A 13,735-nucleotide genomic window follows, 5' to 3' on the forward strand; every position below is an offset into this window, starting at 1 on the left:
CGCCCATAAAAAAAGCCCCTTACGTTATATATAGTAACTTAAAAGGTGTATATTGTGTATTAAGGTAGAGAAATCTGCCTTTTTATTGACCGAGGCGCTATATAGGAATATAGTGTATTGTATGTTTAATGTGTACACGGAAGGTTGGTTTGTCATCAGTAAAAGTCAGAGCGACGATTGTCGAAGACAACACAGGAATTAAAAGCCAACTGCCTATCTTGCTAACTGAGCAAGGAGAGTTAAGGACGGTCACGGACTACCTACTCAAGCTAGAGGCGGACGGTGTGAGTAACTCCGTCATGAATGGATTTCTTCAAGCAGTGTCCTTGTTGCTGGATTACATGGAAGCCAATAGAGGGATGTTTGACCATCCGAAGTTGCTTTTCCAGACCTTTTCTAAGCGGTTGTACACAGGAACGATTGGTGAGGATGGACTTGACCCCTCTGGTTTGTATTGGGTGCCAAGCTCAACCAGTAACGTGAATAAACATATTCACCGACTGACGGCATTTACCGACTGGTTGGCAGACAAGCAAAGCACTGTGTCAATGAACCCCTTGCGTGATGCCACCCCTCATGAGCAGCGATTGAACTACGCCGCATGGTATCGAAAAAACCAAAATGACTTCCTTGGTCATATTGAAGATAAGACCGTCAATAAAACCATCCGTAAGGCACGAACTATTAAGGGGCGCACACCACTCACCAAAACCGAAGATGATGCTATCGCCTTTCCTGAAAAGCATTGGGAAGATTTTTATATGAATGGCATCGGTGGAGCGAGCGATCCACGCGTGGCACTCAGGGACAAATTAATACTCCTGCTCATGCACGGTGGTGGGTTACGCGAAAGTGAAGCTTTAACACTTTGGGTGACAGATGTGTTTGAAGACCCCTATAACCCAGATAGTGCAATTGTTCGAATTTACAATGAAGTCGATGGCAAAGCGCCAAATGACCCTGAAGTTCGTTCTAAAAATCAAAATAGAGAGACGTACTTAAAAGAAAAGTATGCGCGTATCCCTCGCCAGCGTATGAAAGGCACCGCGCATCTTGGTTGGAAGAACCGTGTGGCTGACCATAAAGACAACTACATACAGGTTCAGTGGTTTCCCACCGACTATGGCAAAGTGTTTATGTCACTTTGGAAAAACTATCAAAAGTACCGCGTCAGCATCGACTGTCACCATCCTTATGCGTTTATTTCGTTTCATCACAGCGCGTTAGGCAACCCTTACACCATCAACGCTTTCCATGATAACTACGCCAACGGCTTGAGGCGCATAGGTTTAGAACCAAGCAAGGCTGAAGGTAAAGACCCTCACGGGCATCGTCATAATTACGGTAGACGATTAGAACGCTCTGGATTGAACCCGTTGGTGATTCGACGCTGTATGCACCATAAGTCTTTAGATTCACAAATCCCCTACACAGGCAAAGGTCAGCAGGAAATCTCTGATGAACTGACCCAAGCCACACTGCAACTGGCAAACCCTAACTCCAAAGTCAAAGCATTGGATTGGAAAACACTCGCAGAATATGGTTTTGATGACATCGACCCGCAGGGTTATTTCACTGGTAAACATCCCAAATTGAGAGGTAAATAATGGCGCGAGTTAAAGGCAAAAAACAGGACGGACGTTCATCGGATTTAACCTTCTCTTGGATGATTACCACGTACGGTGCGGAATGGCAGCAATGGCAGGAACTGGCAGCAGAGTGGATGGCGACACAAAAATCTGGCGTTCAGCACAAGCGGAAGGCGTTAAGCACCTTCTTTGAGTCCTATGTTGCTGAATATGCACCCTATGCCATTGGCAATATAGATTTGTTTTTTAAGGGCTACCAAGGGCATCAATGCTCTGGTGAGGAGTTGACAGCACTGCTTGAAACTACACTAAACGACCCTGCTACGCTCCAAAAGGGCGTGAATTATCCATGTAATTTCATCGATTTTGTTATTGAAAAAATATTCTCGGAAGAAGATGACAATGGCTATCTAGTGCCGCTGTTTCAAAATCCGATCAACAAAATCAAAAGACAAAACTCCGCTACCGAAACTGTGCGTAACCCTTTGCCGTATCGCTACATTCAGGATTTGCGCCAAATCCTTTGTCCACTGCCTGACAAAGTTGAACTGACCGTCATTGAGCAAAATCTTAAAGAGGGTGAAACCCTGCTGCCTGCCTATCACTATCGCCACTTCAAGCACTGGACATGGGCGCAGCAGCAGACAGGTCAAACAAATGTAGGTCGCAGTAATGGTGATTGGTTTGAAGTGGAGCCTGAGCTGATTGATAAATCCGACCCTGATTGCGTGTGGCGCAGCAAAGAAGTGACTCGCTATATTAAAGGTGATGGGAACAAGAAAATAACCGTTCACCAACTTTGGTCGCCCGTCAAAGCGATGGTTATTTTCATGAAGCTCCATCTGCCTCTACGTACCTATCAGGTGCGGATGCTCGACAGTGGTGAAGCGGATACATGGCGTTATGACCAAGGTCAATGGGTAGTGAATACCAAGCATGATTTTGCACTTGGTAGTGAAAAACGCCCGTTCGGTAAAGGTATCTTCCGCCGCATTCACGACACCATGACAGGACTGTATTCTACAGGCTTGTATATAAACACCAACAAGACCGCTGACCAGAACAAAAACGAACTAGAGCGTGGTTACATCATCCCTTGGCAAAACGAGGAAGTGCTATATTGGCTAGAAAAACTGCGTAATTGGCAAGAAAAATACAACCCGATTGCAAAGCCCACCGATTGCACCACACTGCTGAACAAGCACACTCATGATAAGAAATCGAATACGCAGCTAGAAAGCATGGGCGAGATTGCGTTTCTGTTTCGTGATGCATCAGAAAAAGGCGAAGATAAGCATAAGCCAATAGTGTTTAGTGGAATTCCAACTTTCTGGTATCAACTCCTATTGACGCTAGAAAACCAACTGGCAGATCAAGGAAATACACTTGATAACGGCGAGCGCTTAAAACTAGTTGTGGATTATCCAGAGGAAACCAAGGAAGGCAATAAGACTGCCACACTCTTTCCTCTGCACAGTTTGCGTGTCTCACTCATCACGGCGTATACGATGGACACGCGATTGCCATTACCTGTGATTTCTAAATTACTGGCGGGACATACGCGCCTGTTGATGACCATCTACTACAACAAGATTACACCGTCTGTGATGGCAGAAAAAATGGACGAGGCGCATGAAGAGCTAGACGCGAAATCCAAACAATCGGTGCGCAACTTCCTCAAAGACGCCTCGATGGAGCAAATCCAATGCAAGATGGTGTATCACAGTGAGGACAGCATTCAGGCGGCACTGGTCAATCGTAATCCGATTGGTTGGGAAGAACGTTCGTGTGGTCTGTGTTTGGTTGGTGGTAACACCGTCAAATCGGATGAAGTCAGCACTCTTGGCGGTTGTTGGAACGGTGGTGAGCTGATTCAAGATTCAAAAGTCGTCGCAAATCGTATTTATGGTAGCGTGCCACATGGTCCTGAAAACTGTCCTCGCTGCCGCTGGTTTATTACTGAAGCTTATTATCTTAAGCCACTCAATGCCCAGTTCAATCAACTGAGTTACAAAGCGCATCAAGCCGCTAACCTATCTATGGAAATCGAGGGTGAACTGGAAGCGTTGAAAGACGAGCAGTTCTTCTGTGAAGAGCAAGGCAAAGCGTTTATCAAGCATGATGAACTACAAGTCCTACAGCGACGCTGGGAAAAACAGCAAGTCGAAGCCGATGAATACGCAAAAGATTGGATTGCGTGCTTTGAGGTTATCAACAAAATCATGCGTGTCGAAGAAGCCAGAAATGACGATGACACCAAAGATAAACTGATTGCAGTTGGCTCTGAGCAAGATGTGAGTCATGCCCTGAAGTTTATTGAAACCGACTCAGAGTTGCTGCATCTATCACTGCTTTGTGACGATGCCGAATTCTACCCTGATTTGCAGGACGAACTGCGCAAAACCCCTGTGATTCAAAAGCGTTCAATGCAACTTAGCCGTGTGCTGATGAAAAAAGGCTTTGAACCAATTTTCATGGAAATGGACGACAAACAACAACTCATCGCTGCCAATGCCATGCTGCGTCATATGGCAAAAATCGCTGACCCTGACGACAAGCTCGAAGGCTTCCGCAAAGTGGCGAGCTACATCGAAGCGGGTGAATACCTGACTGATAACAAGCTGTTCACTCAGGGTATTCATGCACTGACTGATAAAGCCATTAATCTAGATGGCATAGCACTACCGAACTTATTGGAGGACTAATGGAACTTGATATTGGTGTCATTCTGGCTGACTTAAAAGATGGCAAAGTACCTCGCACGCAGCAAAACCTCGATAAACTCAACGACACGCTGAAAGCCTATGCGGAATCAGGTCAGCGCGACTTCTCCATTACGCAAATTGGGCGAGTTTCTGCCGAAAATGGCGGATTGGCGTATGAGGCTTTGCGTGCAACCCGTAACAAGCACTACCGAACACTCATCGAAGCATGGGCGGCAAAGTACAATACCAGTATCAAAAAACCGCTATCGAACACCTCACGGTCTAAATCCATCCCTGCGGATAATAAACTGTTAGAGCGCATCCCAGACCCTGCGGTACGCGCCTTGTTTGGTCAAATCATTGCCGAGCGTAACCGTTACCGCAAAGAGGTTAATTTGCTCAAGCAACACGCCAATATTACCATCGACAAACGCCCTGTGCGCCAGTTTGACACCACCGCAGAGCCAAGCGTGGAAGTACTGCCATCCCTATCAGGTGTACTCACCGAATCAGAGAAAAAAGCCTTAGCGTATGCCATTTCTGACGAATGCATGGAAAAGAACGACTGGCAATATACTCAGGCAGGTCAGGTAAAAGACATGGAATACAACAGCGAAGTATTCCCAAGAGGCTTTGTCACAGGGCTTCGCAAGCTATTGGGTGAGGTAGATGATTGATGGCAAGTGGGCAACAGAAAGCGCAACAAAACCTTGATGCATTTGAGGTCTGGAAAGCCACACAAACGGACGATGACTTTAAACAAATCGTATTCAGAGGTCAGCTTAATCGTATTGAAGTGGCAAAGGGTATCGGTTGTGGAAAATCAGCGTTAAACCAAAATCCTGCCCTCAAAAATGCACTCAAAGCCTTAGAAGATGAGCGAGACTATAAAATTTTCTGTGTAAATGGCTGTTTATCACAACGATACACGGTCACCGTACATGATCATAAACTGCGTCATAGCAGGCTTCCAATCTCGCAGTGGCATTGTCCACTTTTTAGCAATCTGGTGTAAAGCCAGATACAGCAACTTCAGCACCGCATCATCACTTGGGAATGACCTTCTAGTCTTGGTGATCTGACGCAGGCTGGCATTGAGTGATTCGATGGCGTTGGTGGTATAAATGACTTTGCGTATCTCCGGCGGGTAGTCGAAGAACACGTTAAGCCTTGTCCAATTGTCGCGCCACGATTTGCTGATGCTAGGATGCTGGTTATCCCACGTTTCGGCAAATTGCGCTAATGCCTGCTCAGCCTGTTGCAACGTGGCCGCACCATAAATGGTTTTAAGGTCTGCCGCGACGGCTTTACGCTCTTTCCAGCTAACGAAGCGCAGGCTATTGCGGATTTGATGCACGATGCACAGTTGTACCTGCGTTTTAGGATAAACCGCCTCGATGGCATCCGGGAAACCTTTGAGGCCATCGACACAGGCAATCAAGATATCTTCCACACCGCGGTTTTTCAGCTCGTTCATCACTGACAGCCAGAACTTAGCACCTTCGGTCTGTGCTATCCATAAGCCCAGTAGCTCCTTCTCACCATCGGTGTTCACGCCAAGGGCCAGATAAACGGATTTGTTTTGGATGCTGCCGGAATCGCGGCTGCGCACCACTAAACAGTCCAGATACACTATCGGGTATACCGGGGCTAACGGCCGCTGCTGCCAGGCTTTAACCTCGTCCAGTACGGCATTAGTGACCTGAGAAATAAAGGTCGGCGAGACGTCAATGCCATAGGTTTCTTCAAAGTGGGCCTGGATATCTCGGGTAGACATACCTCTGGCATACAGCGAGACAATACGCTCATCAAAGCCACCGAGCTGTTTCTCGCCTTTCTGGATGAGCTTAGGCTCAAAGCTGCCATTGCGGTCACGCGGTGTTTCAAGCTCAATGTCGCCGTGAATACTGCGAACTGATTTTCGGCTTTTACCGTTACGGGAGTTGCCGCTGTTTTTACCGGCGGCATCATGTTTGGCATAACCAAGATGCTGCTCCATCTCGGCTTCAAGCGCACGTTCGGCAAGCTTTTTGGTCAACTGCTTCAAGATACCTTGCTCACCAAGCAAGTCTTCAGGGGATTGGTAGTCAGCTAATAACTGATCGATAAGCTGGTCTGATATTGGCATTCGTCATTCCTTTAAAGTTCATGAGAAGAATGCCACTTACACAGATTTTTTTACACTCTCAGTATTTAAAAGCCAGTATTCGGGCGAAGGCAGAACACCCGTTCCGGATCATCAAATGTCAGTTCGGCTTTATCAAAGCACGCTATAAAGGGCTAACGAAAAATGACTCACAGTTAGCCATGCTATTCACCTTGGCGAACCTGTTTAAAGTAGACCAGATGTTACGACGACAGCCAAGATCTGCCTGAAATCCGGGAATAGCCCGGAATTAGGTCGAAATTCGGCCTGAAACGGCAGTATATTGGCGAAAATTGAACAGTTAGCGTTCAAAAATCAGGCGATACCTAAATTGCAGGACTTGTTCGCAGTTTCCCTAAGCCTATCGCTTAACTAATGAGTGTCCGTTTTAATTGGGGGCTATTACACTTTATAGGTTGTAATTATCATTCCGATTTTGTTATCGTACGCCCATATCTTCACACCGTGGACATTAGCTATTGAGAACATCGTCGTGCTCCCATAGCAACATCAAAGTGGTTATTGCCGCCTTGATGATTTTGTCACAGCTGCTGTTAGCTACTTTTGACGTCTTTGCCGACACCACTATCAGCGATGCAGAAACGGTGGCGCATCATGTTGCTTGCACCTCGGACCAAACTATCTGTCAAGACAATGACGAGACCAGCAGCGATTGCGATCATTGCTGTTTATGTCACGGCCATCTCCCCCATTTAGTGATTCTAACGCCGCATCTGTTTCCAGCTGCGCAGTTCACTCCCACCAAACACCCCATGTTAGCCTCAGTGGCTGACTCAGCCGTTAATTCAGGAATCGAACGCCCGCCTAAAGCCTAATCCTTTTCATTGATTTTTTTATTAATTGATAAGGAATTAGCAAATGTTTTCTATAGGTAAACAGCAACGCCGTAATTGGCGCGTGCTTGTTGCCGCTTGTGCATTTATGCCGATGTTCAGCTTTGCTGCAGCAGAGGTATCAACACTTAAACAAGCACTAGCGCTGACATTACAGCAATATCCCGAGCTACAAAAATTTTCTTGGCTCATTAAAGCACAGCAAAGCGAGCAAACCATTGCTGCGCAATCTCCCGAATACCGCGTCGATGTCGGTGTCGAAAACCTATTCGGTACAGGTGCGGCAGCGGGTGTCCAAGGTGCGCAAACCACGCTGTCACTCTCATCGGTGATCGAGTTAGGTGACAAACGAGCGCTGCGCAAGCAACTCGCGGCAGCAAACTTAGCCGCGACAGAAGCAGCGCAATTAACTCAAACACTTGAGGTAATGAGCACGGTCACTCAGCAGTATATTCACACGTTAGCTCAGCAGCAGCGCGTCACACTCAACCGTGAATCGGTTGAACTAGCTCAACACGCGCTGGCGATTGTGACCAAACGAGTGAGCAATGGCGCCGCCAATAACGCTGAACAACTGCAGGCGCAAGCGGCCGTCAGCCAAGCGCAATTAGCATTGAGTAACGAGCTAACGATGTTGGCGGTCATGAAACAGCAACTTGCCGCCTTTTGGCGTGCAGACGCGGACGCGATTAGCCAGTTATCTGGCACACTGACACCACTCACAGGCGCCCCCAATTTTAGCGCCCTCTATCGACAATTTTTAATCTCTCCCTACATGGCAACGCTGTCGCAATCAGTGGCAACCAAAGACGCCGAACTCAGCCTCGTCCGCAGTCAGGCGCGTCCTGACATTGGTTGGAGTGTTGGTGTGAGTCGCCAGCAAGAGCAGCAAGACACTTCACTGGTCGCCAATGTTTCGATTCCACTCTACTCCGCTGCGCGCAATCAGGCACGAACGCAAATTGCCATTGCCAGTAAGCACACAGTTGAACTGCAACGTCAGATGAAGTTGCTTGAATATAAACAATATATTTATGAAGCCAGCCAATATCTCCACGACAATCTTGCGGCGATTGAGCAATTACAGTCCACTATTTTGCCCAATCTAACGCAAGCAATGCAGCTATCGCTTAGCGCATATCAGCGAGGCAGCTACGGCTATCAAGACTACATTGCCGCCAGAGAAGCGTTATTGCAGGCAAAACGTCAACAGCTCGATCTCCTTGAAGCAGCGCTCATCAACCAGACATTGCTCGAACAATGGACTGGTGCGCCACTCTCTGTCTCCTCGCAAGCCTATTAGGAACCCGATATTTCATGAGAATTTTTAAGCTATCACTCAGTCTTGTATTACTGTTGCTATCAACTCCACTGTTGGCCGATGAGGAGCATGCTACGCCTAGCAGCGAGTCTGCAGTTTTCCAGCAAGGCCCCGTAACCGTGAGCTTACATCTTGAAGAACAATCGCAAGGCGCGTACTTGTGGGTCAAGGTAAGCCAGCAACAACAGCTAGCAACACCCACAAGCTTGAGCGCCGAGTTAATGCGGGTCGGACGCGCGCCAGTGTCGATTCAGTTTGAGCAGCAGCGAGACCAATGGCGTTCACGCACACCGATCAGTGAGCCCCATTCTTTTGCGCTGACAATACAGATGACCTTGGACAACAAGCATTATCAGTGGCCGTGGCAACGCTACGAAAACAGTACGGAGATTGATGCCAACTATGCCGAGAAAGCTGGAATTACCTCGGCAATCGCGACGGCGGGCATCATCGAGCAACATGTCACACTCTTGGGACGGTTAGTGGTGCCTCCACGTAACAAAGCCTCGGTCAGCGCTCGATTTCCCGGCGTGATTACCGCGCTCAATGCCGATATCGGTCAACAGGTAGCGGTGGGGCAACCCCTAGCGCAGGTAGAGGCCAACGAGAGCTTGCAGCGTTATGCCGTAAAGGCGCCAATCAGCGGCGTTATTTTACAGCGCATGGCGAACATTGGTGAGGCAACCAATCAAAATGCGATTTATGAGATTGTTGATACCACCACTCTGTGGGCTGAATTGAAAGTCTTTCCATCGCAGCGAATGGAGATCAAACGCGGTATGCCAATCCATATCGAACGTCAGCAACAACGTGTCGAAGGCTTAGTGCAACAGATTATTCCCTCTTCAAACAACCAACCTTTTACCCTGGCGATTGTTGAAATCAGCAATACTACTAGCCAGTTATCACCTGGCGATCTGGTGACAGGCCTCGCCGATGCCGAGCGCGTAACAGTGCCAGTGCGGGTCGAAAACCGCGCTATTCAGACTCTTGATGGGCAACCCGTCGTGTTTATTCAGCAGCAGAATCGTTATCAAGCGATGCCAGTTGAGCTGGGTCGAGCGGACGATCAGTATACCGAGATTATCGCAGGCCTGCTGGCGGGTGACCGCTACGTGGTGGATAACAGCTATCTGATAAAAGCCGATATCGAAAAATCCGGCGCCGCCCATAGCCATTAACCAATAGGAGCGCGATATGATCGATCACATTGTGCGCTTCGCTGTGGAGCGCAGATATTTATTGCTGGCGTTAACCATCATATTGATTGGTATTGGCCTATGGAGTTATCAAAAACTGCCGATTGATGCGGTGCCCGATATCACCAACGTGCAAGTACAGATTAATACCGAGGCGCCAGGTTACTCTCCATTAGAGACCGAGCAACGCATCACCTTTCCTGTGGAAACGGCGTTATATGGATTGCCACATCTGCAGTATACCCGTTCTATTTCACGCTACGGCTTGTCACAAGTGACCGTAGTTTTTGATGAAGGCACGGACATCTATTTTGCCAGAAACCTGCTTGACGAGCGTTTAGCCAGCCTGCAAGCCTCGCTGCCCGACGGAGTAGAACCGCAGCTAGGGCCGATTGCGACGGGTTTAGGTGAGATTTTTGTTTACACCCTACGCGCCAAAGCGGGCATGACGCTACCTGATGGCTCGGCCGTCAGCGCGATGGATCTGCGTGAGTTGCAAGATTGGCTGATTAAACCGCAGTTGGCACAAGTCAAAGGTGTGGTGGAAATCAACACCATTGGCGGCTTTGATAAGCAATTCCATGTCACACCCGATCCGCTCAAAATGCTGGAGCTAGGTGTGACGATGCAAGATGTCACTGCTGCACTTAAAAATAACAATAACAGTATCGGTGCGGGTTACATTGAGCAAAATGGTGTGCAACTGCTGGTACGTTCAGCTGGTTTATTGCAGTCGTTCGCCGATATCGAAAGTGTGGTGGTGAGCAATAACGGGACTGTTCCTATCACCATTGCCGATGTGGCAGACGTTGCAATCGGCAAAGAGCTACGCACTGGCGCTGCGACCCTCAATGGCGAAGAGACGGTCATGGGCACAGTGATGATGCTGATGGGCGAAAATTCGCGCAGCGTTGCCGCGGCTACCGCCGACAAACTGGCCAAAATCGCGCCTTCGTTACCGCAATGGGCAGAACTGCAAACGGTTTACGATCGCACTACGTTGGTAGATAAAGCCATAAATACAGTGCAGAAGAATCTTGTCGAAGGTGCACTGTTAGTAATCGCGGTGTTATTTGTACTGCTGGGTAATATTCGTGCCGCACTGATCACCGCAGCGGTGATTCCGGTCACCATGATGATGACCATCACCGGCATGGTGCAGCGCGGTGTTTCGGCCAACCTAATGAGTCTTGGCGCACTCGATTTTGGACTGATAGTCGATGGCACCGTGATCATCGTCGAGAACTGCATTCGTCGCTTAGCTGAAGCGCAGCGTCATAGCCAAAAACCACTGCCATTAACACAACGCCTGCACGAAGTGACTCAAGCCACCACCGAAGTGATTCGTCCGAGTTTGTTTGGTGTCGGTATTATCACTATGGTTTACCTGCCCATTTTTGCGCTCACTGGCGTTGAAGGCAAAATGTTCCATCCGATGTCGACAACAGTCGTGATTGCACTTATGGCCGCCATGCTGTTATCACTCACAGCGGTGCCGGCAGCTATCGCGGTGTTTATGGGCGGCAGGATCAGTGAACAGGAGAGCGTGATTATTCGCGCTTGCAAAGCTGCCTATCGCCCACTGTTACAACTGACGCTGCGCTTTAAGTCATTGGTGTTAACCGCGGCTAGTGGTCTGGTGTTGCTGTGTGCTTGGCTCGCCTCGACCATGGGCACCGAGTTTATTCCGCAGTTGGATGAGGGCGATATTGCGCTGCATAGCATGCGGATCACTGGCACGGGCATCGAGCAATCGCTGCAGATGCAGCAACTGCTGGAGCAAACCATTCTCACCTTCCCTGAAGTCGCCATGGTTTACGCCAAAATTGGCACGCCAGAAGTGGCTACCGACCCAATGCCCCCCAATGTGGCGGATAACTTTGTCATGCTGAAACCGCGGCAACAGTGGCCAAATCCTGACAAGTCGAAACAGGATTTGGTCGCTGAAATAGAACAGGCCATCAACCGACTGCCGGGCAATAATTATGAGTTCACACAGCCAATTCAGATGCGCTTTAACGAGTTAATCTCCGGCGTACGGGCGGATGTCGCCATTAAGGTGTTTGGCGATGATTTAACGGAATTGCTAAACAGCGCTAATGAAATCGCCGCAGTGGCGCGCACGATCGAAGGTGCATCGGACACTCGTGTCGAGCAAGTTGATGGGCTGCCAATGTTATCGATTACGCCAAATCGACAGGCAATGTCGCGTTATGGGCTCAGTCTCGACGAGGTGCAATCACTCATCGCCACCGGCATCGGTGGTGAACAGGTAGGTCAAATATATCAAGGTGACCGCCGCTTTAAATTGGTGGTGCGCCTAGCTGAGTCACTGAGAACCGATGTCAACCAACTGAAAATGTTACCCGTACCAACCGCCGATGGTTTTGTGCCGCTGCAAGAGGTTGCCGAGCTAGAAGTTAAGCCTGCTCCAGCACAAATCAGCCGTGAGAATGGCAAGCGCCGCGTGGTAGTAACTAGCAACGTTCGTGGCCGCGATCTCGGCAGTTTTGTCAGCGAATTGGAGCAAAAAATCCGCCAGCAAGTAAACCTCAAAGACGGTGATTGGCTTGAGTTTGGCGGCACTTTTGAGCAGTTGGAATCCGCAAGCCAACGCTTGAGTATTGTGGTGCCGATTACTCTACTGCTGATCATCATGTTACTGGTGATGGCGTTTGGCTCGATAAAAGACGCGTTAATCATCTTCACGGGCATTCCGTTAGCCCTGTGTGGCGGCGTGTTGGCACTGTGGCTGCGCGACATGCCGCTGTCGATTTCGGCGGGCGTAGGCTTTATTGCGCTGTCCGGTGTCGCGGTACTGAATGGCTTGGTGATGGTCGCCTTTATCAGACAACTCTGGCAGGAGAAAAAAGATCTCTATCAAGCCGTTATTGAAGGCGCGACCATCCGCCTGCGCCCAGTACTAATGACCGCACTGGTGGCAAGTTTGGGGTTTGTACCAATGGCACTTAATACTGGCACTGGCGCCGAAATACAGCGGCCGATCGCCACAGTGGTGATTGGTGGCATTATCTCATCAACCTTGCTGACACTCTTTGTGTTACCACTGCTCTACCATTTGATCCATAAAGTACGTCGCTAACACAAGCGCCCATCTCGAATACTCGAGATGGGCTTAATGTCGTGGTGGACGCTCCTCCCTAAGCGCAAGTTCCTGGCTTACTCCCACATTACAACGGCACAGAAAATCTGGAAACCCTTACAATGCTTAGGGAAGATGCGAATAAGTCCCTGATGTGAGATCATAGCTACATAGTAAATCACAGCCATTACCGCCCATGAGCCAACAGTTAACTTTTGCCGATAGTGTAGTGGTCAAGTCATTTTGGCCACATCGTTGTAGCTATTCCAGTAACGTTTCTCCGATTCATTTGGCGTTAAACCACCGTTGTACGAATGCGGTCTCAGTCGGCTGTAATAGCCATGAATATAATCACCTATCTTCTGCTTTGCTTCCGTGAAGCTCCCGTAACCTGTAGTTGGGATCCATTCAGTTTTAAGGCTTCTGAAGAAGCGTTCCATAGGACTATTGTCCCAACAATTTCCTCTGCGACTCATGCTTTGCGTTAAGCGATAGCGCCAGATTAACTGACGGAATTTACGGCTTGTGTAGTGACATCCTTGGTCGCTATGGAACATCACGTTCTTTGGCTGTCCACGATATTCAAATGCCATTGTAAGTGCCTGACAGGTCAGGTTGCTGTCAGGCGAATAACTCATTGCCCAGCCTACTGGTTTGCGGGCAAATAGGTCGATTACCACAGCTAGATAAGCCCAGCGGTTGCCCGTCCAGATAAAGCTGACATCGCCGCACCAGACCTGATTTGGTGCAGTAACAGCGAACTGCCTGTCGAGTAAGTTAGGAATAGCAACATGTTCCTGAGTAGCTTTCCTGTAAGT

General features: G+C 48.7%; 9 protein-coding genes and 1 pseudogene. 8 read left to right on the plus strand and 2 right to left on the minus strand.

Features of this window, described 5'->3' with window-relative positions; translation table 11 throughout:
* Positions 1 to 149: 149 nt before the first annotated feature.
* The 4 genes from gmtY to ACIDEJ_RS15245 are packed head-to-tail and all read left to right on the plus strand — an operon-like array spanning position 150 to position 5,309.
* Positions 150 to 1,607, plus strand: a complete 1,458-nt coding sequence (gene gmtY / locus ACIDEJ_RS09065; RefSeq protein WP_411987749.1) for a gamma-mobile-trio recombinase GmtY — start codon at positions 150 to 152, stop codon at positions 1,605 to 1,607.
* A complete protein-coding gene (gene gmtZ, locus ACIDEJ_RS09070) occupies positions 1,607 to 4,294 on the plus strand; it encodes a gamma-mobile-trio integrase GmtZ (RefSeq protein WP_411987750.1) in 2,688 nt (895 codons plus the stop codon). Before gmtY ends, gmtZ begins: the two co-directional genes overlap by 1 nt.
* Positions 4,294 to 4,971 carry a gamma-mobile-trio protein GmtX gene (gene gmtX / locus ACIDEJ_RS09075; protein ID WP_411987751.1) on the plus strand — a complete coding sequence of 226 codons (678 nt, stop codon included), beginning with the start codon at positions 4,294 to 4,296 and terminating at the stop codon, positions 4,969 to 4,971. Before gmtZ ends, gmtX begins: the two co-directional genes overlap by 1 nt.
* Complete coding sequence (locus ACIDEJ_RS15245; protein WP_459382714.1) at positions 4,971 to 5,309, plus strand: VPA1267 family protein; 339 nt, start codon at positions 4,971 to 4,973, stop codon at positions 5,307 to 5,309. Before gmtX ends, ACIDEJ_RS15245 begins: the two co-directional genes overlap by 1 nt.
* On the opposite strand, the gene ACIDEJ_RS09085 is transcribed toward ACIDEJ_RS15245, so the two are convergent.
* Positions 5,211 to 6,422 carry an IS256 family transposase gene (locus ACIDEJ_RS09085; protein WP_411987752.1) on the minus strand — a complete coding sequence of 404 codons (1,212 nt, stop codon included), beginning with the start codon at positions 6,420 to 6,422 and terminating at the stop codon, positions 5,211 to 5,213. The two genes, ACIDEJ_RS15245 and ACIDEJ_RS09085, sit on opposite strands and share 99 nt — an antisense overlap.
* A 59-nt stretch (positions 6,423 to 6,481) precedes the next feature.
* Between ACIDEJ_RS09085 and ACIDEJ_RS09090 the strand changes: the two are divergent.
* The 4 genes and pseudogenes from ACIDEJ_RS09090 to ACIDEJ_RS09105 all read left to right on the plus strand — a co-directional run.
* Positions 6,482 to 6,670, plus strand: a pseudogene (locus ACIDEJ_RS09090) (transposase); the annotation flags it as partial.
* 649 nt (positions 6,671 to 7,319) lie between these two features.
* The gene (locus ACIDEJ_RS09095) at positions 7,320 to 8,597 is read left to right on the plus strand and encodes a TolC family protein (RefSeq protein WP_411987753.1); all 1,278 of its coding nucleotides are present in this window, start codon (positions 7,320 to 7,322) and stop codon (positions 8,595 to 8,597) included.
* A gap of 14 nt (positions 8,598 to 8,611) precedes the next feature.
* Complete coding sequence (locus tag ACIDEJ_RS09100; RefSeq protein WP_411987754.1) at positions 8,612 to 9,796, plus strand: efflux RND transporter periplasmic adaptor subunit; 1,185 nt, start codon at positions 8,612 to 8,614, stop codon at positions 9,794 to 9,796.
* A gap of 16 nt (positions 9,797 to 9,812) precedes the next feature.
* A complete protein-coding gene (locus ACIDEJ_RS09105) occupies positions 9,813 to 12,917 on the plus strand; it encodes an efflux RND transporter permease subunit (protein ID WP_411987755.1) in 3,105 nt (1,034 codons plus the stop codon).
* A gap of 233 nt (positions 12,918 to 13,150) precedes the next feature.
* Here the strand turns inward: ACIDEJ_RS09105 and ACIDEJ_RS09110 are convergent.
* On the minus strand, positions 13,151 to 13,735 hold a 585-nt coding region (locus ACIDEJ_RS09110; protein ID WP_411987756.1), incomplete at its 5' end, for an IS3 family transposase.

The sequence above is a fragment of the Shewanella mytili genome (genome assembly GCF_046765975.1).
GTDB classification, from domain to species: domain Bacteria; phylum Pseudomonadota; class Gammaproteobacteria; order Enterobacterales; family Shewanellaceae; genus Shewanella; species Shewanella mytili.

Coding starts and splice junctions, on each gene's coding strand:
- gmtZ (WP_411987750.1), top strand. CDS start 1,607: ATGGCGCGAGTTAAAGGCAAAAAACAGGACGGACGTTCATCGGATTTA.
- gmtX (WP_411987751.1), top strand. CDS start 4,294: ATGGAACTTGATATTGGTGTCATTCTGGCTGACTTAAAAGATGGCAAA.
- ACIDEJ_RS15245 (WP_459382714.1), top strand. CDS start 4,971: ATGGCAAGTGGGCAACAGAAAGCGCAACAAAACCTTGATGCATTTGAG.
- ACIDEJ_RS09085 (WP_411987752.1), bottom strand. CDS start 6,422: ATGCCAATATCAGACCAGCTTATCGATCAGTTATTAGCTGACTACCAA.
- ACIDEJ_RS09095 (WP_411987753.1), top strand. CDS start 7,320: ATGTTTTCTATAGGTAAACAGCAACGCCGTAATTGGCGCGTGCTTGTT.
- ACIDEJ_RS09100 (WP_411987754.1), top strand. CDS start 8,612: ATGAGAATTTTTAAGCTATCACTCAGTCTTGTATTACTGTTGCTATCA.
- ACIDEJ_RS09105 (WP_411987755.1), top strand. CDS start 9,813: ATGATCGATCACATTGTGCGCTTCGCTGTGGAGCGCAGATATTTATTG.